Here is a 22598-nt window from a genome sequence, read left to right on the forward strand (position 1 = left end):
CGAGGAGCGAACGATGAAAAGCGTAGTGATCCAACAGCCCAACCAACTGGTGATTGAAGAGCGTCCACTCCCGCAACCGGGGGCAGGGGAAGTGCGCGTCAGCATTAAACTTGCCGGGATCTGCGGCTCCGACAGCCATATCTATCGCGGACATAACCCCTTCGCGAAATATCCGCGCGTTATCGGCCACGAATTCTTTGGTGTGATTGACGCCACGGGCGAGGGCGTTGACCCCGGACGCCTGGGGCAGCGGGTTTCCGTTGATCCGGTGATCAGCTGCGGGCACTGCTATCCGTGCTCGGTGGGTAAACCGAACGTGTGTACCTCCCTTGTCGTGCTCGGCGTGCATCGCGACGGCGGTTTTGCGGAATACGCCGTGGTACCGGCGAAAAATGCGTGGCCCATCCCGGACGCCATTCCCGATAAACACGCCGTGATGGTCGAGCCCTTTACCATTGCCGCCAACGTCACCGGGCAGGCAAAACCGACGGAACAGGATATCGCCCTGGTGTATGGCGCGGGCCCGATGGGGCTGGTTACCGTGCAGGCGCTGAAAGGTGTCTACAACGTCAGGCAGGTGATTGTCGTCGACCGCATTGATGAACGGCTGGCGATGGCGCAATGCAGCGGCGCGGACTGGGTCCTGAACAACGGTAATCTTGATTTGCATAAGGCGCTGGAAGAAAAAGGCATCAAACCGACGTTAATCATTGATGCCGCCTGTCATCCGTCGATTCTGCAGGAAGCGATAACCCTGGCTTCCCCGGCGGCACGCATCGTGCTGATGGGCTTTTCCAGCGATCCGAGCCAGATTGTTCAGCAGGGGATCACCGGCAAAGAGCTGTCGATATTCTCCTCGCGCCTGAATGCCAACAAATTCCCGGTCGTGATCGACTGGCTGGAAAAGGGGCTGATCGATCCTGAAAAACTGATTACCCACACCTTTGACTACCACCACGTGACAGACGCCATCGAACTGTTTGAGAAAGACCAGCGGCAGTGCTGCAAAGTCTTGCTCACCTTCGACCAATAACAATTTACGCGGTTAAGAGCCTGCGCAGACAGGCTCTGAGTGGTACGCATCTTACCTTGCAGAGATAGCCATTATGACTCAAGCACAACCTCAAAGAACGACTTCAGATCTGGTGAAAGCTGCCGTATCCGGCTGGCTGGGTACCGCGCTGGAGTTTATGGATTTTCAGCTCTACTCGCTGGGGGCCGCGCTGGTCTTCCATGAGATCTTTTTCCCGGAACAGTCCGCGGCCATGGCGCTGATCCTGGCGATGGGGACCTACGGCGCAGGCTATATTGCGCGCATTGTCGGCGCCTTTATCTTCGGCAGAATGGGCGATCGGATTGGTCGTAAAAAGGTGCTGTTTATTACCATCACCATGATGGGGATCTGTACCACCCTGATTGGCGTGTTGCCGACCTACGGCCAGATTGGCATTTTTGCGCCGGTTCTGCTGGTGACGCTGCGCATTATTCAGGGGCTGGGTGCCGGGGCAGAAATCTCCGGTGCGGGAACCATGCTGGCCGAGTATGCGCCAAAGGGCAAACGCGGGATCATCTCCTCGCTGGTGGCGATGGGGACCAACTGCGGAACCCTGAGTGCCACGGCGATCTGGGCGGTGATGTTCTTTGCTCTCGATCGTGAAGAACTGGTGGCATGGGGGTGGCGCGTGCCGTTCCTGGCCAGCGTCGTCGTGATGATCTTTGCCATCTGGCTGCGTATGAACCTGAAAGAGAGCCCGGTCTTCGAAAAAGTGAACGACGCTGAAGCTGCCGTACCGGTGGCGAAGCCGGATACCTCCCTTGGGGCGATGGTGAAAAGCAAATCCTTCTGGCTGGCCACCGGGCTGCGTTTTGGTCAGGCGGGTAACTCCGGTCTGATCCAGACGTTCCTTGCCGGGTATCTGGTACAGACGCTGCTGTTTGATAAAGCGATCCCCACCGATGCGCTGATGATAAGTTCAATCCTCGGGTTTATCTCTATCCCGCTGCTGGGCTGGCTGTCGGACAAAGTCGGTCGCCGTCTGCCGTATATCCTGCTCAACGTTTCCGCCATCATTCTGGCGTACCCGATGCTGTCGATTATCGTCGATAAAAGCTATGCGCCGGGCGTCATTATGCTCTCGATTATTGTCATTCATAACTTCGCGGTGCTGGGGCTGTTCGCGCTGGAAAACATCACCATGGCGGAGATGTTTGGCTCGCGTAATCGCTTTACCCGCATGGCCATCTCCAAAGAGGCGGGCGGTCTGGTGGCGGTGGGCTTTGGTCCGGTGCTGGCGGGGATCTTCTGCAACATGACCGGCTCCTGGTGGCCGATTGTCGCGATGCTGATTGCCTATTCCGTGATTGGTCTGGTTTCAGCCATTTTCATGCCTGAAGTGCGCGACCGTGATTTGAGTGCGGCACAAGACGCGGCTGAACCACAGGCGCTGAACGATAAGGCTGGTGAGTCACGCAAATATGGAGCGCTGCTATGAGTTTCATTAATGATAACTTTATGATTAGCAACGCCAGGGGCGTTGCGTTATATCGCGACGTCGCGAAAGAATTGCCAATAATTGACTATCACTGTCATCTGGTTGCGAAAGATATTTTCGAAAATAAACCGCTGGAGAATATTACCGAGCTTTGGCTTGCAGGCGATCACTACAAATGGCGCGCTATGCGCGCCAACGGTATAGATGAAAAATACATTACGGGCAGCGCCACCGCGGAAGAAAAATTTGCGGCGTGGGCTGAAACGGTCGACGCCAGTTATGGCAATCCGCTCTATCACTGGACGCATTTAGAACTGCATCACTATTTTTCCTGTGATGAACCGCTGGGCAGCCATAACTGGCGTGAAATAATGGAGCGCTGTAATCGTTTATTACAACAGCCTGATTTTACGCCCCGCGAACTGATTAAACGCTCAAAGGTGGAGGTCATCTGTACCACAGATGCACCGCTGGATGACCTGCGTTACCATCAGTTATTGCGCGATGACGCAACATTCAACGTCAAGGTATTACCGACATTCCGCCCGGATGACGTTTTTACGCCGGATGCGCATCAGTTCGCCGACTTTACCGATCGATTAGCGGAGCTGACGGGGCGGTCCATTCACGCCTTTAGCGATTTCGCTGCTGCGCTCGGCGAGCGTATTGCCTGGTTTCACGAAATGGGGTGCCGTATTTCGGATCATGGCCCTGTGGAGATCCATTATCAGGCTGCGGATGACCGTATCGTGGAATCGATATTTGTCCGTAAACGGCAGGGTGAACATCTCAACGCGCGGGATAGCGCGATTCTTGACAGTGCTATTTTTATCATGCTGGCGCGTTATTACCGACAGCATGACTGGGCCATGCAGATACACTTCGGTGCGATACGCAATAATAATACCCGCATGTACCGTGCCCTGGGCATAAATACCGGGTTTGATTCACTGACGGATCAGGTCAATCTTGCTGCGAATATTAATCAGCTGCTGGATGCCATGGCCCTTGCAGACGCGCTGCCAAAAACCATCCTGTATAACCTCAACCCCAGCTACAACGATATTGTCGCGACGACGATCGCCAATTTTCAGAGTGCAGAACTGGGAGTGAAATCACCGATGCAATTCGGCTCCGGCTGGTGGTTTAACGACACCCGTCGCGGGATGGAAAACCAGCTCAACAGCCTGGCAGATCAGGGGCTGTTAATGAATTTTGTCGGCATGCTGACCGACTCGCGCAGCCTGGTCTCCTATACCCGTCACGATTATTTTCGCCGCATTCTATGCAATATGATCGGCGGTTGGGTGGAGCGGGGAGAAGTTCCGGATAATAACGATATTCTCACGCGGATGATTAAAAATATTTGCCACGACAACGCTAAGAATTATTTCAAATTTTAAATTCGCTTCATCAAGTGGGGATGAAATATGTCTCGTGCGGCTAAAAAAATTACCATTCCGGTTAGTATCGGCTACGGACTAACGGATATTATGGGTGGCGGTGCATTTACCGTGATCGGCGCCTGGCTGTTATTTTTCTATACGACATTCGTTGGGCTATCGCCGGTTGAGGCAGCCTCCATTGTCGCCATCGCGCGTATTGTCGATGCCATTGTCAGTCTGTTTATGGGAAGTTTCACCGATCATTTTTACAAAAATTATTTTGGTAAAAAATTTGGTCGTCGACGCTTTTTTTTGCTGATCGGCGCGCCGTTAATGCTGGTCTATGCGTTACTGTGGCTTGATGGCATGACCTACGGTTTTTATCTCGCGGTCTATCTGGCGTTTGAAATTATCGCCGCGATGGTATTGATCCCCTGGGAAACGCTGCCATCGGAAATGACAAAAGACTTCAACCAGCGCACCAAACTTTCTACCTGTCGCATGTTCCTTTCTGCGTCCGGTACCTTCCTGGCGACGTTCATTCCGGGGCTGCTGATTGGCTATTTTGGGGAAAACAGCGCCCATGCTTATCTGATTAACGGCGTTATTTTTGCCGTCCTGTTTATGGTTTGCGTCTTTATCTCGTGGAAGGTGACCTGGGAACGCGAGTTAACCCCGGAAATGCTGGCCGAGCTTGAAACAAGCACGGCGCCCCGAACGCTGACGCAAAAGCTGGCTGCCTTTGGTCGTCTCTTTAAAGAGTATGGTTCAACGCTGAAAATCCGGGCCTTCAGAAAACACCTTGCCATCTACCTGCTGTCGTTTACCGGGAAAGATGTCTACAACACCGTATTTGTCTTCTTCTGTGTTTACTGCCTGAATGTCTCTTCGTCGCTTGCCGGCACACTGCTGTCGATGAGTATCGTCGGCCTGCCTGTCACGCTGATTGCGGGAGTGGGGATCATTAAATTCGGGCCGTCGAAGCTGTATGTGTTTGCCTACTCGCTGATGATGCTCTGCCTGGGCGGCTTTTTCGCTGTGTATCAAATTCCGGCACTTAATACCGTCGCGACGCTGGTTGTTCTGGCCGGGTTATATCAGGTCGGTCGCTGTGTGCTGGAGTTTACGCCATGGAACGTCTTCCCGTTCATCCCCGATATTGACGAGATGGTTAGCCGCCAGCGTCGCGAGGGGTTGTTCGCGGCGGTGATGACCTTCTCCCGCAAAACGACCGTGGCCATCGCCACCTTTATTGTGGGGCTGCTGTTACAGAATGGCGGCTTTGTGAAGGGCAGCCAGACACAGCCGGAGGAGGCCATTCATACCATCGCAATGCTGATGTTCATCGGGACTGCGGGATTACTCATCCTGGCGTTGTGGCAGGCATTAACGTTCCATCTGAACAAGCGTACGCACAAGATCTTCGTGGATGAACTGGACCGCCTGAAAGCTAACGGTTCTCCCCAGCTGGTGTCCGCCGAAGCACGCCGTGTGGTGGAAGATTTGACGGGGTATTCCTACGACAGGCTGTGCCGTGAGCCCGCAGGCCGTTCAGGCGCAGAACCGGCGCGTAATCTTGTGTGACCTTGGTATATATCTTTTTGAAAGATGTCACACAACTTAATTTTGATATCACACCAGTTAGCGCAAAGTTAATGTAAATCAATGTTCCGCTAAACATAACCCGTATGGTGGTGGGCAAGGCCCCAGGGGGTTACTGCCATTCTGGCTGGTGTAGTCAACATGCGCGACCGCGCGCCAACGTGCGGTCGCAGAACTCAGCTTCATTAATTAAACGAGTCTCAACCATGGAAAACCGATTATTACAGGCGAAAGCGACGCTGCCTCAGTACGATCGCGGCAGACTCCAGGCACGCATTGTTCATTTAGGGTTTGGCGCGTTCCACCGTGCACACCAGGCGGTGTACGCCGATATTCTGGCCGCTGAACACGGCAGCGACTGGGGTTACACAGAAGTGAACCTGATTGGTGGCGAACAGCAGATTGCCGATCTGAACGCGCAGGATAACCTCTATACCGTGGCCGAAATGTCGGCGGACGCGTGGACATCACGGGTCATCGGTGTGGTCAAAAATGCGCTGCACGCGCAGGTTGACGGGCTGGAGGCCGTACTGGCGGCGATATGTGAGCCGCAGGTGGCGATTGTGTCGCTCACCATCACCGAAAAAGGCTACTGCCACTCACCGGCCACGGGCAAACTGATGCTCGATCACCCATTGATTGCGGCCGACCTGCAAAACCCGCATCAGCCCAAATCTGCGCCGGGTGTAGTGGTTGAAGCGCTGGCGCGACGCAAAGCGGCGGGGCTGCCTGCCTTTAGCGTTATGTCCTGTGACAACATGCCGGAGAACGGCCACGTTATGCGCAATGTCACCTGCGCCTATGCCCGCGCGGTCGACGCGGAGCTGGCCGCGTGGATTGAGGCCAACGTCACCTTCCCGTCAACCATGGTGGATCGTATTGTGCCTGCGGTGACGCCGGAAACGCTGGATAAAATCGAACAGCTGACCGGTGTACGCGATCCGGCGGGCGTGGCCTGCGAGCCGTTCCGTCAGTGGGTGATTGAAGATAACTTTGTCGCCGGACGTCCGCAGTGGGAAAAGGCGGGGGCGGAGCTGGTGGCCGACGTTATTCCGTTTGAAGAGATGAAGCTGCGGATGCTCAACGGCAGCCATTCTTTCCTGGCGTACCTTGGCTATCTGGCGGGTTATCAGCACATTAACGACTGTATGGAAGATGAACACTACCGTCGTGCCGCCCACGCGCTGATGCTGAAAGAGCAGGCGCCGACGCTGAAAGTAAAAGAGGTTGATTTAGGCCACTATGCCGATCTGCTGATAGCGCGCTACAGCAACCCGGCCCTGCGCCACCGGACCTGGCAAATCGCGATGGACGGCAGCCAGAAACTTCCGCAGCGTATGCTCGATTCCGTGCGCTGGCACCTGGTGCATCAGAAACCTTTCCCACTGCTGGCGCTGGGTGTGGCGGGCTGGATGCGCTATGTCGGCGGGGTGGATGAACAGGGGAACGCCATCGACGTGAGCGATCCTCAACTGGCGGTGATTCAGGCAGCGGTCAACGGGAGCGCGGAAGGGGAAAGTCGGGTGAAAGCCCTGCTGGGCATTGAAGCCATCTTCGGTAAGGAACTGCCGCACGACACGTGCTTTGTGGAGGCGGTCATGACGGCGTATCAGACCCTTCTGCAAAAGGGCGCGAAAGCCACAGTTGCGCAGTACGCGGCACAGCTGTAATTCAGTCATGCCGCCGTTCGCGGCGGCATGATGTCGCACCGGTTAGTGCATACCCAGGCGAATCAGTTCAATCGGTTCGAACTTACCTTCGCATCCTTCCACTTCCACCGTTTTGCTGCGACGTACCTGCGCGGCATCCAGTCCCTCGCTGTGGATCGCTTTAATTACCCCGGTATGCCCGGTGCCGTTAATCATTACGCGGCTGCCGGTGGTAATTGCATTACGGTTACGGTCGTAAGTCATCATGGTATTTTCTCCTCGCTAACACATCCGTTACGGCGCTATTTCAGGTTGTGCCGTTCACGGGGCACTATAAATACACCTCTCTGGACATCATTTTTTTGTTTTTGATCAAACTCACACTTTTTTCTTCATTTCGGCAGGGCGATGACGGTTCACGACGGTAATTTACAAAGCGGACAGTTATTTTCTTTAATTGATAATTTCAACGGGTGAGCGTTTAAGTCTGGTTTATATTCCTGATGGCACTCTGGATGCAGTAAATAACGTTTCCTGGAAATAAGGAGTCAGGCTTATGTATAAGAAAATCTTGATGCCTGTTGATGTGTTTGAAATGAATTTAAGCGATAAAGCGGTGCGGCACGCGGCTAACCTGGCGAAGGCTGAAGGTGCATCGATAACCCTGGTCAACATTCTGCCCAACAGCAGCCGCTCGTTACTGCGCGGATTCAATGCAGATATCAGGAAGTTTGAAGAGTATATGACCGCGGAATCCAGCAAAAAGATGAAGGAGTTAACGCGTCTCTTCGATCTCTCCCCGGAGGACATTCATTGTGAGGTGCGTTTCGGCAACGTGCGCGATGAAATTATCAGGATGAGCAAAGAAGGGGAATATGACGTGATTGTTATCGGTTCAAAAAACCCGACTATCACCACGCATCTGCTGGGTTCAAATGCGGAATCTATCCTGCGCTACGCCACTATTCCGGTCCTGGTTGTACGCTAATCTCTCCGCCGCGCCGAAAGGGGGCGGCGAATTTAATCTTCGCTAAACCACTCGCTGTTTTCCTGCCGAATAAGCTGCACGGATTCGCTGATCTCCTGCAGATGGACGGTCATCGCTTTTTCCACACCGTCAGGGTCGCGTTTTTCCAGCGCGCTGAAAATATCATAATGCTGTCGAAGCAACATTTCCGGTGGCGAGACGTGGTCGAGGCTCATATACCGCACACGGTCAATCGTGGCTTTAATGTTTTCAATGGTATCCCAGGCCAGCTGACAATCGGCAATTTGCGCCAGCTTCTGGTGAAACTCATCATCGAGCTGAAAGAAGTCGTTAAGCTGTTTGCGGTCGATGGCAATACGCTGCTGATGCAGGTTTTGCTCCAGCCAGTAACACTGGTTGTCATTCATCAGCGTGGCCGCACGCCGGGCCACCGCGCACTCAATGGCCTGACGGACAAAACAGCCGTTACGGACCTGAGAAAGCGATATTTTATTCACATAGCTGCCGCGCTGCGGGCGGATCTGAATCAGGCCGTTTTCAGCAAGCTTGATAAACGCCTCACGTACGGGCTGACGGGAAACGTCAAAACGCACGGATACCTCTTTTTCTGAAAGCGGGGTACCAGGCGGGATCAGGCAATGCACAATATCACGTCGTAATATGCGATAGATTTGCTGGTTAACGGGCTGGGTGGGATTGAGTTGCGATTCAGCGGCCATGAGTTGTCATTTCTCAGAGAGTTAGCCTGAACATACTACCATTCTTTTATACCCTGATACAGACCCGGCCCGCAGGCCGGGAAGGGCAGAGTTAGCCTCGATGGACGTTAAGTCCGGCAAAGCTCTGGCTGACAGGCATCATCTCTACGGTGTTGATATTGACGTGGTTTGGCAACGTCGCGACCCACCAGACTGCTTCGGTGACATCTTCCGGCGTCAGCGCGTTGGCATTTTCGTAGGTTTTATCTGCTTTCGCGTCATCGCCTTTGAAACGCACGTTGGAGAACTCGGTACCGCCCACCAGGCCCGGCTCGATATCCGTGACGCGAATGGCGGTGCCGTGCAGATCGGTACGCAGGTTCAGGCTGAACTGACGCACGAACGCTTTTGTCGCACCATAGACGTTGCCGCCCGCATACGGCCAGCTTCCGGCGGTCGAGCCGATATTGATAATGTGGCCGCGATTGCGCTCCACCATGCCTGGCAGCACGGCGCGGGTCATATACACCAGCCCTTTGTTGTTGGTGTCGATCATGTTTTCCCAGTCTTCCACGCTGGCTTTGTGCGCGGGCTCCATACCCAGCGCCAGACCGGCGTTGTTGACCAGCACGTCAATGGCACGCCACTGCGCGGGGAGGTTGGCAATCATCTCTTCAATGGCGGCGCGGTTGCGCACATCAAGCTGCGCGGTCAGGATATTGTCACCCAACTCTTCTTTCAGCTCCTGCAGACGCTCCTGACGGCGGCCGGTGGCAATCACCTTATGGCCGTTGGCGACGAAGCGACGCGTGATGCATTCACCAAAACCTGCCGTTGCCCCGGTAACTAAAATAATCATCTCACTGTTCCTCAACGCTTTTTGTGTTGTACTAACATAGCACGCCCTGAGAGGGTGCGTTAAGGCATCATTTGTATGACCGCATTGCGGTCAATGGCGGCCTGGCCTACTCTGGGAAAGTTAACCGTTATCAGGAGTAAAAGATGTCAACCCGTAACCCTTTTTTTGACATTAGCCTGCTGCCTTATCAGGCCCCGCGTTTTGATGAAATCAACGACAGCCACTATCGCCCGGCATTTGATGAGGCCATACGCCAGAAGCGGGCAGATATTGACGCCATCGTCGCGCAAACGGCAGCACCCGATTTCGATAATACGGTACTGGCGCTGGAGAAAAGCGGTGCCATGCTCGCGCGCGTCAGCAGTATTTTCTTTGCCATGACGTCGGCGCACACCAATGCCCGCTTACAGGAGCTGGAAGAACAGCTCTCAACCGAGCTGGCCGCGCTGGCCAATGATATCTGGCTCAACGACACGTTGTTTTCCCGCGTGGAGAGCGTCTGGCAGGATCGTGAGGCGCTGGATGCTGAGTCCCGCCGACTGGTCGAGGTGACGCACCAGCGCTTCGTGCTGGCCGGGGCGCGACTGAACGACGCTGAAAAAGCTGAACTGAAAGACCTGAACACACAAGTCGCCTCACTGATCAGCCAGTTCAACCAGCGACTGCTGGCCGCAGATAAGGCGGGCGGGCTGGTGGTGGATTATGTTCACCAGCTTGAGGGGTTAAGCGCAGAGGAGATCGCCACGGCTGCTCAGGCCGCCGCCGATAAAGGGCTGAAGGATCGCTGGCTAATCCCCCTCCTGAACACCACCCAACAACCTGCGCTTTCACTGCTTCGCAATCGACAGACCCGTGAAAACCTGTTCAACGCAGGCTGGCTGCGTACGCAAAAAGGCGATGAAAATGATACCCGCGAGCTGATCCTTCGTCTCACGGCATTGCGTGCGCGCCAGGCGCAGCTTTTGGGCTTTGACGACTTTGCGAGCTGGAGCATCGCCGACCAGATGGCAAAAACGCCGGTTGCCGCACTGACCTTTATGCGTGGAATTGTCCCTGCGGCGCGCGCCCGTGCGGTGCAGGAGCAGGCCGATATCCAGAAAGTCATTGATGATGAGCAGGGCGGCTTCACCGTGCAGGCCTGGGACTGGGCCTTTTATGCCGAACGTGTGCGTCAGGCGAAATATGCCCTGGATGAGTCGCAAATTAAGCCGTATTTTGCGCTCAATAACGTACTGCATGATGGCGTATTCTGGACGGCCAGCCAGCTGTTTGGCATCCGCTTCGTCGAGCGCTTCGATATTCCGGTGTATCACCCGGACGTCCGCGTGTGGGAAATTTTCGACCACACCGGAGAAGGCATGGCGCTGTTCTACGGCGATTTCTTCGCCCGCGATTCGAAACAGGGCGGAGCGTGGATGGGGAATTTCGTCGAGCAATCATATGAATTTGCCTCCCGTCCAGTTATCTACAACGTGTGTAACTATCAAAAACCCAGCCACGGAGGCGCCGCGCTGCTCTCCTGGGATGATGTAATAACCCTGTTCCACGAATTTGGTCATACGCTGCACGGCCTGTTTGCCAGTCAGCGCTACGCCACGATGTCCGGGACCAATACCCCGCGTGATTTTGTTGAGTTCCCGTCGCAAATCAATGAGCACTGGGCCAGCCACCCGCAGGTATTTACCCACTATGCCCGCCATTTCGAGACCGGCGAACCGATGCCGGACGCGCTGCGCGAAAGCATGCTCAACGCAACGCATTTCAATAAAGGCTATGACATGACGGAAACGCTCAGCGCCGCGCTGCTGGACATGAACTGGCACGGCATTCGTGAGGCCGTTTCGAGCGTAGAGGAATTTGAAAAAGCAGCGTTGGAAAAAGAGGGGCTGGATCTGCCCGCCGTACCGCCACGTTATCGCAGCAGCTACTTCGCGCATATCTTCGGCGGCGGCTATGCGGCAGGTTATTACGCCTACCTGTGGACGCAGATGCTGGCGGACGATGGCTATCAGTGGTTTGTCGAGCAGGGCGGTTTAACCCGCGAGAATGGGCAAAAATTCCGTGAGGCGATTCTGTCGCGCGGGAACAGCACGGATTTAGCTGAACTGTACCGAACCTGGCGCGGGCACGCTCCGAAGATTGAGCCGATGCTGGAGAATCGCGGGCTGAGCGAGTAGCGTCAATTTTGGCTTAAACAGGACCGGGCGGAAGCCCGGTTTTTTTGTCCAGTTTCTCTTCTCTAAAACGCCTCTAATTTTGCTCCGCACTGGCGAAGCAGTTAAAGCTAAGGGTTTCGTCTGGTATGCAACAAATTTCCAATAACATGCACAAGTAGATTTTGTCGTATGGTCAAACTCTGGTAGGATTAATCTTAATTTTTTACTGATGGAACAGGAACATGAAGAAAATTGTTGGTGTGTTATTACTTTCTTGCTTACTCGTCGGGTGCGATAAACCCAAAATTGATTCTTCAACTGATGCTGCAATGAAATCCTCGATAGCCAAAGTCAGAGATTCACTTCCGGAAAATAAACGGGAGGAATTCGATAACGCCTTAAAGGTTGTGGCATTCAGTAACATCAATATGGCTGACCTGATGCGTTCCACTTCAAATAATGATAACGAAGAGATAAGCAAAAAGATGCGCGAAAGCCTGTCTGGTAAGACGGGTGAAGAAATAATCTCTTACGCACAGCAAGTCACTGCTGAGAGAGAGATGAAGTTAAAAGAAAAGATGACTCAGGAAATCAAAGCGCTGGAAGAGAAAAAAGCTGACGCTGACGTGGCTAAAAAAGAGTTGATGAAAATCCAGGTTTTATCATCCAGATTTACCATGGAGCCTGAGCAAGACGGTAAGCCACAACCCGTAATTAGACTGGTTGTTAAAAATAATAGTGATACCGTTATCTCCAGAGCGTACCTGCACGGAGTGATGGCAAGCGAGGGATACTCAGTACCATGGCTGGTAAGTAATTTTTTCTATGATATTCCTGAGGGGCTTAAGCCAAATGAAGAAGCCACATGGGCTATTGCCCCCCCTAAGAATTCTGAATGGGGTGTACTTTATGCCCCAAAAGACGCTGTTTTGACTGTGACACTCGTAAGAGTGGACGGTACTGATAATCAGATGTTGTATGATGCAACAATTTTCACTGAGGAAGATAACAGCAGGCTTGAAGAGTTGAAGAGAAAAATCTCTGATCTTTAAAGACTAACCGACCCGCCAACCGGCGGGTTTTTTATGCGTTGAGGAAAGGTGGCGTTGCAAACGGCGCATCGGTGTGGGCATCGGCTTCGCTGATAACTATGACTTTATGTTTCCGAGGGGCATAAAATCGTTTTAAACAGCCTAATTAAAGATATCTATTTTTTTTGACTTGAACACAAACACAATATTCATCAGTTTCGCTAACCCCTTATTAAACATTCTTATTATTGCAAAAACGAGTAAAATAAAGAATGACGCGCGGGATTTAACGGGTTATAAACTTTACCTCTCTTAACACTTTTGTAACGTCATTGAGGTAAACCCGTGAAGCAGGTTGGCATTGTTGGTTGGCGCGGTATGGTTGGGTCAGTATTGCTGCAACGCATGGTCGAAGAAAATGATTTTAATGATATTGCAGCCAGTTTTTTTAGTACGTCTTCTGTTGGGGCTCCTGGGCCTGTCATTAATGGTGTCCGTTCGGTACTTAAAGATGCGTATTCCCTGGATGCGCTGGCGGAAATGGATATCATCATTACCTGCCAGGGCGGTGAATATACAAAATCGATGTATCAATCATTAATTGATCATGGTTGGGAAGGTTACTGGATCGATGCCGCATCAGCGCTGCGAATGGACGAAAGAGCCTGTATCATCCTGGATCCTGTGAACCGTGAAAATATCGATGATTCCATCAAAAAGGGCGGTAAACTTTTTGTAGGCGGAAACTGTTCAATCACCTTAAGCCTGATGGGGCTCGCCGGTTTGATCAAGGCCGATCTCATTGAATGGATGAGCGTGATGACCTATCAGTCAGCTTCGGGGGCGGGTGCAAAGCATGTCCGCGAGTTGATCGCCCAAAGTGCATTTGTCACCCGAAATTTAACCCCCGATGAGCTGGAAAACGCAGGCTCGGTGCTTCCTCTGGTCAATAAAGTCAGCGAACTGATTAACAGCAGTGACTTGCCTGTTGAGAATTTTGGCGCGCCGCTGATGGGGAGCATCATTCCCTGGATTGATAGCGACCTGGGGGATGGCAATAGCCGCGAAGAGTGGAAGGGAGAAGCAGAAACAAATAAAATCCTTGGCCTGAAAAAAGGCACCATCCCGGTTAATGGTCTGTGCATTCGTGTTGGTGTAATCAGGTGCCATAGTGCGGCCATTACAATGAAACTCAAACGCGAAGTGGATGAAGCTGAATTTGCTAAAAGGGTAAGCGACGCTCACCCTTGGGTAAAATACGTCCCTAATAATAAAGAAGCCAGCGTCAGCCAGCTTACTCCCACACATATTAGCGGCACGCTTAAGGTTGGCGTAGGGCGTTATAAAAAAATGGCGCTAAATAATGAACCTGTTTATTCGGTATTGACCGTGGGGGATCAACTATTATGGGGGGCAGCGGAACCATTACGCCGCATGCTTAATATTTTGCTTAACAGAATATAATGGGTTTAGACCTGTTGTTCATTATTAGCTGAAAACAGAACCGGGCGGACAGTCCGGTTTTTTATGCGCGTTAATGCGGAATAATTTGATCTGAGTTAAAAAAATAAACAATGTTTTGCTTAAGGAGGCTTCGCTATAAAAATTTGTGTTTTTTTGCCGATAACTGTGGATAGCACAAAAATGACGTAATAGCAGTTAAGAAGGCGAAGAATGACCATACCTCAGAAGACCCCTGGCTTTACGGATAGCGAGCATTCTAAAGGACTGATAAATAAAACGTTTACCTATATTGTTACCTTGTTGATAGGTATTTTTATCGCAGCGATAGTGTCATTGCTGATCATTAAAAACAATGTTAATAAAATCAGCGATAAACATGACGAGTTTTTGTTAAGGCAAGCATTAGACGCCCGCCAGGAAAACATGCGCAGCCATTTGAAAGACAATGCTGAGTGGGGAGATGCTTACAAACATCTTCATCAAAAAACTGACCTGAACTGGGCATGGGATAAGCAGAATCTGGGCAAGTCTCTGTATGATAACTTTGGCTACGAAGGCGTGTTTGTGCTGTCCCCGGAGGAAACCACCCGTTACAGCGTGCTTGACGGGAAACTGAAGCACGAAGAGCTGGAACGCTGGTTAGATCAATCCACCATAGACCATTTACTCAGTGAGACGGGCAGTAAAAATGGACTGCCGGTCTCCATGCTCACGCTTATCCATTCCGTCCCCGCCATAGTTTCTGCGGCATGGATAACGACGGGAGATGATACCAGCGTGCAGCCGTTGCCCGGTAAGCCATCAACCATGTTGTTTATCGACACCTTAACGGCTAAGAAACTGCTTGCGATTGGGCACGATGCAGGGATCGAAAACGTCCGCGCGGTCTCTTCTGACGCCCTTGCTGAGACAGACAGTCTGACAGCATTAACGTTACGTACCCAGAATGGCCCAGTCCACATTGTCTGGGACACAGAAAACCCTGGCCAGGCATTGATCATTTATTTTTTACCCTTGCTCATTCTGTCTGTCCTTCTGACCCTCGTGCTGACGGTGATCCTGATGCGTCATATTTTGCATAAGGCAAAAATTCATGACGAAAATATCTTTCTCCTTGAGCAGGCTCGGTTAAATCTGATTACCAGTGAAAAACGCTTCAGGGATGTCAGTGAAACAACCAGTGACTGGTTCTGGGAAACGGATTTATCGTTAACGATCACCTGGCTATCAGGGCGTTTTACGACTGTCACGGGCTATGACGAGAGTCAGTGGCTGGGACGCAAGCTGGATGCGCTTTTTCCTTCGACAAACGGTTTATTAAATACGTGCGTCAGGCGGCGTGAGTTATCGGGGCGCTTTGAATTTAAGAACTGCCCGTACACTAACGCTCAACGGTCAACTTCGTACTGCACACTTCTGGCAAAATTCTCTGCACAGCCTGATGGCACGGTGGTTTTACGGGGTGCGGCATCGGATGTTTCTCTGGAAGTGGAAGCCACCAAACGTGTTGAATTCCTGTCACGCCATGACGAATTAACGGGCCTTCCCAACCGGTATCATATTAAGGAGTTCCTCACAGGACAGTTGGCTAAAGAGGATATCCACAATTCTCCCTTTGCCATGATTTGCCTTGATTTGGACAAGTTTAAACCCGTGAATGATATTTTCGGCCACTCAACGGGCGATGCCCTGCTTGGCGAGGTTGCCTTACGGCTTAAACAATGTGTTCGTCGCGGTGATTTTGTCGCACGACAGGGCGGGGACGAATTTATGCTGCTTCTCGACAACACCCGGCACCTGGACCACATAGAAGAAGTGTGTCATCGCATCGTGCAAGAACTCAACCGTCCGTTCACCATTGATGGCAATGATGTGACCATCGGCGTCAGCATGGGCATTGCTCTGGCTCCCCAGGACAGTACCAGTGCAAACGACCTTTTACGCTATGCTGATATTGCGCTTTATCAGGCTAAACAATCCGGTCGAAACCGATGGGTCTATTATCGTCAGGATATGTCGGAAAAGCTCACCGAGCGCAGAAAGCTGGAATTAGCGCTGAAGACCGCAATTCGGGAAGACCAGCTCTATCTGGTTTATCAGCCGCGTTATAACCTCAGACATTCACGCATCGACGCCGTAGAAGCCCTGGTTCGCTGGCAGCATCCTGAACGCGGAAACATGATGCCCGATCAGTTTATTCCACTCGCTGAAGAAACGGGGCTCATCATCAACCTCAGCAACTGGGTCATTCGTAAGGCCTGTACAGAGACGCATGAAAAACTGCCGGGGCTTTCGGTTTCAGTCAATATTTCAGCCATTGAATTCCAGGCAAGCGATCTCGCCGAAAGAATAAAAGCTATTCTTGATGAAACCGGGCTTGAGCCTACCCGGCTGGAAATAGAGGTGACTGAAAATGTCACGCTCTCTAATCCAGAGAAAACGTTGCAGACCATGATGGCCCTGAAAAAAATGGGGGTGCGTATTCTGATTGATGATTTCGGTACCGGCTATGCCTCTCTGAGCTATCTGCGGAAGTTCCAGTTTGATGGCTTAAAGCTCGATAAAAGCTTTATTTTTTCTTTAGGGGATTCGACACAGAACCAGTCGGTGGTCGAGAAGATCATCGATCTGGGTAAAGCCTATTCCATGGAGGTCACCGCAGAAGGTGTCGAAACCGTAGAACAATTGTCGTTCCTGAAGAAAAATAAGTGTGACGAAGTCCAGGGATATTTACTCGGCAAACCGGCGGCGATTGCAGATTTAAATCTAAAAACCAACCACGTAATCTATTAAGGGTACATGCTGCTTGCCTGGGCCTGCTGATCCGGTAGGACGGGTAAGCGCAGCGTTACCCGGCGTGCCTGTAATCAAATCGCGTAGTTTTCGCTCTGACGTCTGGCTGATAAACTCGGCTCAACGTTTTGATTTCCCGGCGAACTTGAGATTCAGGCCGCCGCTAACCGAGCCAGCCATCCCGACAAAAGGCAGGAAGTATGTCTCTTCGTTCACTGCGGGCGTTGTGCCTGACGAGTTTTTTTATCGCTGACGTCCGTGACGGTCTCGGTCCTTTTCTCGGTATCTTCCTGACGCAGCGGCACTGGACGCCGGATGACATCGGTTTGCTGATGACCGCCGGAGGTCTGGCAGGACTTCTGGCCACGCTGCCGGCGGGGTTCATCACCGACACCACCAAAAACAAACGTTCCGTTCTGGCGCTGCTCTGTTTGCTGATCACCCTGAGTACGCTGCTGCTCTGGTTTAGCCAGCAGAGTGGCGTTGTCGCGCTCTCGCAAATTGTCACCGGGATCTGCGCGGCGTTCGTGGGGCCAATTATCACCGGGATCACTCTGGGGCTGACGGGGCAGAGCGGGTTTAGCGCGCAGATGGGCAAAAATGAGGCGTTCAATCACGGTGGGAATTTCCTCACGGCACTGATCGCCGGGTGCATTGCGTGGTACTGGGGCATTGGGGGCATCTTCCTGCTGATGACCTGTACAACGCTGTTAACGCTCTGTTCGCTGCTGGCGATACGCAACAAGGATATCGACAACGAGGCGGCGCGTGGCCTGAACGCGTCAGAACATCAGCCGGTGCCGGGTTTTGCGGTACTGATGAAAAACAGAGCCCTGTTAGTGACCGGGCTGACGCTGCTGTTGTTCCATCTGGCGAATGCGGCCCTGTTGCCGATGCTCAGCATGCGGGTCGCTGCCGCACCGGCCAGCGTTAATCCCGGCGTGTTTGCTGCGGCGACGGTGATTATTTCGCAGGCGGTGATGATCCCGGTGGCTATCCTGGCCTCCAGGAGAATCGAACGCGATGGTTACTGGCGTTTAATTATGCTGGCGCTGTTAATCATGCCGGTACGCGCGGCGCTGGCTGCGTCTACCGATGCACCGTTTATGATGATCCCGGTACAAATTCTTGATGGTCTTGCCGCCGGGATACTGGGCGTGGTGGTGCCGTCATTTATCGTAGTGCTTTTGCGTGGGAGCGGGCACGTTAATGCCGGGCAGAGCGTGGTCATGCTGATGCAGGGGGTTGGCGCATCGATGAGCCCTGCCTTAACCGGGACGATCGCCGGACACTACTCTTTTGCGACGGCCTTCAGTGTGCTGAGCGCTATTGCCCTGGCGGCGGTCCTGCTCTGGTGGCGTTTCCCGAACCGGACCTGGCAGACCGATAACGCCCCGGACGGGGCGTAGCGTATGTGCCGGGCGCAACCGCCACCCGGCATGTCAGGCTTAGACTATCTCGTTAGGACACGCTTCGCCGTTTTCCAGTTGCTGTAAATTCCCCAGCGTGGTTTCGGAAATGCTGATCAGCGCCTCAGCGGTCAGGAACGCCTGGTGCCCGGTAAACAGTACGTTATGGCAGGCTGACAGGCGACGGAACACGTCGTCCTGAATGACGTCGTTAGACTTGTCTTCAAAGAACAGATCGCGTTCGTTCTCATACACGTCCATACCCAGCGCGCCAATTTTCTGGGTTTTCAGTGCTTCAATTGCCGCCTGAGAGTCAATTAACCCGCCGCGGCTGGTGTTGATGATCATCACGCCGTCTTTCATCTGCTCAAACGCGGTCTGATTCAACAGGTGGTAGTTTTCCGGTGTGAGCGGGCAGTGCAGGGAGATCACGTCAGACTGGGAGAACAGGGTCGGGAGATCGACATATTCCACGCCCAGCTCCAGCGCGGCGGCGCTTGGGTACGGGTCAAACGCCAGCAGGCGCATACCAAAGCCTTTCAGAATGCGCAGGGCGGCCACGCCGATTTTACCGGTACCGATCACGCCTGCGGTTTTACCGTACATGGTAAAGCCGGTCAGTCCTTCCAGAGAGAAGTTCGCATCTCGGGTACGCTGATAAGCGCGGTGAATACGACGGTTCAGGGACATCATCATACCCACAGCATGTTCCGCGACCGCTTCCGGGGAGTAGGCCGGAACGCGAACCACCTTCAGCCCCAGCTCTTTCGCCGCATCAAGATCGACGTTATTGAAGCCCGCGCAGCGCAGGGCGATATACTTTACGCCGTGCTTTTTCAGCTCTTCCAGTACCGGACGACTACCGTCATCGTTCACGAAGATGCAGACGCCTTCACAGCCGTGCGCCGTTTTAGCGGTTTTTTCGGTCAGCAGAAAGTCGAAAAATTCAAGATCGAACCCGTAAGCCTCGTTAACATGTTGCAGATACTTTTTGTCGTACTGCTTTGTGCTATATACCGCGAGTTTCATAAGACTTTCTCCAGTGATTTTACATCCACGTTAGCATGATTAAAATAATCTTACAATTTCTAAAATATTATTTAAATCAATAAGTTCTATCAATTATTTTAGAGCATCTATTCTTAAAACTGGCATTTACTTCAACTGATTGACTAAACATGCGACAATGATCGGCACTGTCGGCTTAATTCTCTCGCTAAATCAGGATATTAACTGCCCATGAAGGGTAAATACAAAGCCGCGATTGCGCTCTTATTGCTGTTGATTTTATTGCCGCTGACGCTGCTGATGACGCTCGCCCAGTGGGTACCGACCCTCGCCGGTATCTGGTTGCCTGTCGGTACACGTATCGCCTTTGAGGAAAGCCCCAAACTGACCCGTCACGCGCTGGTGATCCCCAATCTGCGCTATCTGGTTGAGGATTGCGAGATTGCCAGGGTTGAAAACGCCACGCTGTCGCACCCCAGCCGCTGGAATCTGGATATTGGTGCGCTTGAACTTAACACGGTGTGCCTCAGTAAAATTCCCCAGTCTGCCCCCTCAACCGTTGCGCCAAAAACCCTGGCACAATGGCAGTCGGTGCTGCCTAATACCTGGCTCACTATCCGCCGTCTTACCCTGTCTCCCTGGCAACAGTGGGAAGGGGAACTGCATGCCTCACTGACGCCTGCGGTACAGGCGGTGACCTACAACGGTGAGCAGGTCAGTTTCAAAGGGCAGTTACGCGGCCAGACTCTCTCGGTTAGTCAGCTTGATGTACAACTCCCCGGCCAGGTGCCGCCCGTAAAGCTGGTGGGTGAGTTTACCCTGCCGCTGGTGCCGGATGGCGTGCCGGTGAAAGGCCATGCGGTCGCGACTTTTAACGTGCCACAGCTCACCTCGCTGGTCGATGCCGATCTGGACTGGGAGGAGAATCAGGGGCAACTGCTGGTGATGGCGCGGGACAACCCCGATCCGCTGCTCGATTTACCGTGGCAGATCACGGCACAACAGCTGAATATCAGCGACGGGCGCTGGAACTGGAACCTGTCCGGCATGCCGATGAGCGGCCGCGTGGGTCTCCGGGTGGATAACTGGCAGCAGGGGCTGGAAAAAGCCACCTTTACCGGACGCCTCAATGTTCTGACTCAGGGCGATGCCGGGAAGGGTAACGCCGTGCTGAATCTCGGGCCGGGTAGGCTCAGCCTGGAAAACAGCGACATGCCGCTTCACCTGAGCGGCGAGGCCAAACAGGACGATCTGGTGCTTTACGCCAGACTCCCGGCCAGACTGACCGGCAGCCTGAACGATCCGCAGCTTGCCTTTGAGCCTGGTGCGCTGCTGCGTTCGCGCGGACGCATTATTGATTCGCTGGATATCGACGAAATTCGCTGGCCGCTGGCGGGCGTGAAGCTCACGCAAAAGGGCGTGGATGGTCGTCTGCAGGCGATTCTGCGCGCCCATGAGAACGAGATGGGGGATTTTGAACTCCACCTGGACGGCCAGGCCAACGACTTTTTACCCGATAACGGCCTCTGGCAGTGGCGTTACTGGGGCAAAGGTGGCTTTACGCCAATGAACGCGCGCTGGGATGTGGCCGGAAAAGGCGAATGGCGCGACAAACTCATCGAGCTGACCGCGCTCTCAACCGGCTTTGACAAGCTGCAGTACGGCACCATGGAAGTCAGTAAACCGCGTCTGGTACTGGATAAACCGGTACGCTGGGTTCGTGACCCTGTCACGCCGACATTTAGCGGTGAGCTGTCGCTCAATGCCGGAGAGACCCGTTTTGCGGGCGGCAGCGTGTTGCCCCCGTCGGTGCTGACCTTCAGCGTTGACGGAACAGACCCGACGATATTCCAGTTTAAAGGCGATCTGCATGCCGAGGCCATCGGCCCGGTGCAGGTCAACGGTCGCTGGGACGGGGAACGCCTTCGCGGTCAGGCCTGGTGGCCAAAACAATCCCTTACCGTGTTCCAGCCACTGATCCCGCCAGACTGGAAAATGACGCTGCGCGACGGTGAGCTCTATGCGCAGGTGGCCTTCTCTGCCGCTGCCGATCAGGGCTTTGAGGCTGGCGGCCACGGTGTACTGAAATCCGGTAGCGCCTGGATGCCAGACAACCAGATCAACGGTGTGGATTTTGTGCTGCCGTTCCGTTTTAGCGAGGGTACATGGTCGCTGGGCACGCGCGGCCCCGTTACGCTGCGCATTGGTGAAGTGGAAAACCTGGTGACCGCGCGCAACATCACCGCAGACCTGCAGGGTGACTACCCGTGGAGCGAGGAAAACCCGCTGCTGCTGACCAACGTCAAGGTGGAGACCCTCGGCGGGAAAATCACCATGCAGCAGCTCAGAATGCCGCAGCATGACCCGGCGCTGCTGCGCGTGGACAATATCTCCTCCAGCGAGCTGATCAGCGCCATTAATCCTAAGCAGTTTGCCCTGTCTGGCCCGATAAGCGGGGCGCTACCGTTCTGGCTGGACAATGAAAAATGGATCATTAAAGATGGCTGGCTAACCAACCCGGGGCCGATGACGCTGCGTATTGATAAAGACACCGCTGATGCCATCGTTAACGATAATATGGTTGCAGGGGCAGCGATTAACTGGCTCCGCTATATGGAAATTTCACAGTCGTGGACAAGACTCAATTTAGATAATCTGGGTGAATTAACCATGCAGGCGACCCTCAAAGGCACCAGCCGGATTGATGGCAAAAGCAGTTCCGTAAATCTTAACTACACCCATGACGAGAACGTCTTTACTCTCTGGCGTAGCCTGCGCTTTGGAGACAATCTACAAACCTGGTTTGAGCAACACGCGGCGCTACCTGGTATCCGCAATTCGACTGGCAAGGAAAGTGAGGAACAACAATGAAAATGAGGGCTGGTGTACTCACCGTCGCCGTTGCCGCGCTCTTGACCGGCTGTACGCCGCGCATTGAAGTCGCTGCGCCGAAGGAGCCGATCACCATCAATATGAACGTCAAAATCGAACATGAGATCCACATTAAAGTCGATAAAGACGTTGAAACCCTGCTGAAATCGCGCAGCGATCTGTTCTGAGGACG

General features: G+C 53.2%; 17 protein-coding genes. 13 read left to right on the plus strand and 4 right to left on the minus strand.

From position 1 onward, the window contains the following. The first annotated feature begins 13 nt into the window (after positions 1 to 13). The 5 genes from EQV24_RS01545 (at position 14) to EQV24_RS01565 (ending at position 7149) form a co-directional block, all read left to right on the plus strand. Entirely contained in the window at positions 14 to 1033 is a 1020-nt protein-coding gene (locus EQV24_RS01545) for a Zn-dependent oxidoreductase (protein WP_130626061.1), read from the plus strand. 73 nt (positions 1034 to 1106) lie between these two features. Next, positions 1107 to 2492, plus strand: a complete 1386-nt coding sequence (locus EQV24_RS01550; RefSeq protein WP_038980483.1) for an MFS transporter — start codon at positions 1107 to 1109, stop codon at positions 2490 to 2492. Further along, positions 2489 to 3895 carry a glucuronate isomerase gene (gene uxaC, locus EQV24_RS01555; RefSeq protein ID WP_130626062.1) on the plus strand — a complete coding sequence of 469 codons (1407 nt, stop codon included), beginning with the start codon at positions 2489 to 2491 and terminating at the stop codon, positions 3893 to 3895. Before EQV24_RS01550 ends, uxaC begins: the two co-directional genes overlap by 4 nt. A gap of 27 nt (positions 3896 to 3922) precedes the next feature. Then, complete coding sequence (locus tag EQV24_RS01560) at positions 3923 to 5461, plus strand: MFS transporter (protein WP_038419307.1); 1539 nt, start codon at positions 3923 to 3925, stop codon at positions 5459 to 5461. 224 nt (positions 5462 to 5685) lie between these two features. Then, positions 5686 to 7149 (plus strand): fructuronate reductase, encoded by a 1464-nt coding sequence (locus EQV24_RS01565; protein ID WP_130626063.1) that lies wholly within the window; start codon positions 5686 to 5688, stop codon positions 7147 to 7149. Positions 7150 to 7191: 42 nt separating this feature from the next. On the opposite strand, the gene ydfZ is transcribed toward EQV24_RS01565, so the two are convergent. Continuing rightward, a complete protein-coding gene (ydfZ, locus tag EQV24_RS01570) occupies positions 7192 to 7395 on the minus strand; it encodes a putative selenium delivery protein YdfZ (protein WP_013096785.1) in 204 nt (67 codons plus the stop codon). Between the two features lie 289 nt (positions 7396 to 7684). Here ydfZ and EQV24_RS01575 point away from each other — a divergent pair, with 289 nt between their 5' ends. Further along, positions 7685 to 8116 (plus strand): universal stress protein, encoded by a 432-nt coding sequence (locus tag EQV24_RS01575; RefSeq protein WP_038419309.1) that lies wholly within the window; start codon positions 7685 to 7687, stop codon positions 8114 to 8116. Positions 8117 to 8148: 32 nt separating this feature from the next. On the opposite strand, the gene EQV24_RS01580 is transcribed toward EQV24_RS01575, so the two are convergent. Then, positions 8149 to 8835 carry a GntR family transcriptional regulator gene (locus EQV24_RS01580; protein WP_013096780.1) on the minus strand — a complete coding sequence of 229 codons (687 nt, stop codon included), beginning with the start codon at positions 8833 to 8835 and terminating at the stop codon, positions 8149 to 8151. 91 nt (positions 8836 to 8926) lie between these two features. Then, positions 8927 to 9673 carry a bifunctional NADP-dependent 3-hydroxy acid dehydrogenase/3-hydroxypropionate dehydrogenase YdfG gene (gene ydfG, locus EQV24_RS01585; protein ID WP_020688209.1) on the minus strand — a complete coding sequence of 249 codons (747 nt, stop codon included), beginning with the start codon at positions 9671 to 9673 and terminating at the stop codon, positions 8927 to 8929. A 143-nt stretch (positions 9674 to 9816) separates the two neighbouring features. On the opposite strand from ydfG, the gene dcp reads away from it, so the two are divergent. The 5 genes from dcp to EQV24_RS01610 all read left to right on the plus strand — a co-directional run bounded on the left by dcp (position 9817) and on the right by EQV24_RS01610 (position 18526). Next, complete coding sequence (gene dcp, locus EQV24_RS01590) at positions 9817 to 11850, plus strand: peptidyl-dipeptidase Dcp (RefSeq protein WP_130626064.1); 2034 nt, start codon at positions 9817 to 9819, stop codon at positions 11848 to 11850. A gap of 221 nt (positions 11851 to 12071) precedes the next feature. Next, entirely contained in the window at positions 12072 to 12881 is an 810-nt protein-coding gene (locus EQV24_RS01595; RefSeq protein ID WP_130626065.1) for a DUF6694 family lipoprotein, read from the plus strand. Between the two features lie 324 nt (positions 12882 to 13205). After that, entirely contained in the window at positions 13206 to 14324 is a 1119-nt protein-coding gene (gene asd / locus EQV24_RS01600) for an aspartate-semialdehyde dehydrogenase (RefSeq protein ID WP_130626066.1), read from the plus strand. Between the two features lie 210 nt (positions 14325 to 14534). After that, a complete protein-coding gene (locus tag EQV24_RS01605) occupies positions 14535 to 17117 on the plus strand; it encodes an EAL domain-containing protein (RefSeq protein ID WP_130626067.1) in 2583 nt (860 codons plus the stop codon). A gap of 200 nt (positions 17118 to 17317) precedes the next feature. Continuing rightward, on the plus strand, positions 17318 to 18526 hold the full coding sequence (locus EQV24_RS01610; RefSeq protein WP_130626068.1) for an MFS transporter: 1209 nt from the start codon (positions 17318 to 17320) through the stop codon (positions 18524 to 18526). A 39-nt stretch (positions 18527 to 18565) separates the two neighbouring features. On the opposite strand, the gene EQV24_RS01615 is transcribed toward EQV24_RS01610, so the two are convergent. After that, positions 18566 to 19555, minus strand: a complete 990-nt coding sequence (locus EQV24_RS01615; protein ID WP_013096773.1) for a 2-hydroxyacid dehydrogenase — start codon at positions 19553 to 19555, stop codon at positions 18566 to 18568. Positions 19556 to 19765: 210 nt separating this feature from the next. Between EQV24_RS01615 and EQV24_RS01620 the strand changes: the two genes are divergently transcribed. Both EQV24_RS01620 and EQV24_RS01625 read left to right on the plus strand, forming a co-directional pair. Then, the gene (locus EQV24_RS01620) at positions 19766 to 22405 is read left to right on the plus strand and encodes a YdbH family protein (RefSeq protein WP_130626069.1); all 2640 of its coding nucleotides are present in this window, start codon (positions 19766 to 19768) and stop codon (positions 22403 to 22405) included. Then, positions 22402 to 22593, plus strand: a complete 192-nt coding sequence (locus EQV24_RS01625) for a YnbE family lipoprotein (protein WP_020688201.1) — start codon at positions 22402 to 22404, stop codon at positions 22591 to 22593. The genes EQV24_RS01620 and EQV24_RS01625 overlap by 4 nt, the downstream gene beginning before the upstream one ends. Positions 22594 to 22598 lie beyond the last annotated feature (5 nt).

This window comes from Enterobacter sp. A8 (assembly GCF_004296595.1).
Classification (GTDB): Bacteria; Pseudomonadota; Gammaproteobacteria; order Enterobacterales; family Enterobacteriaceae; genus Enterobacter; species Enterobacter cloacae.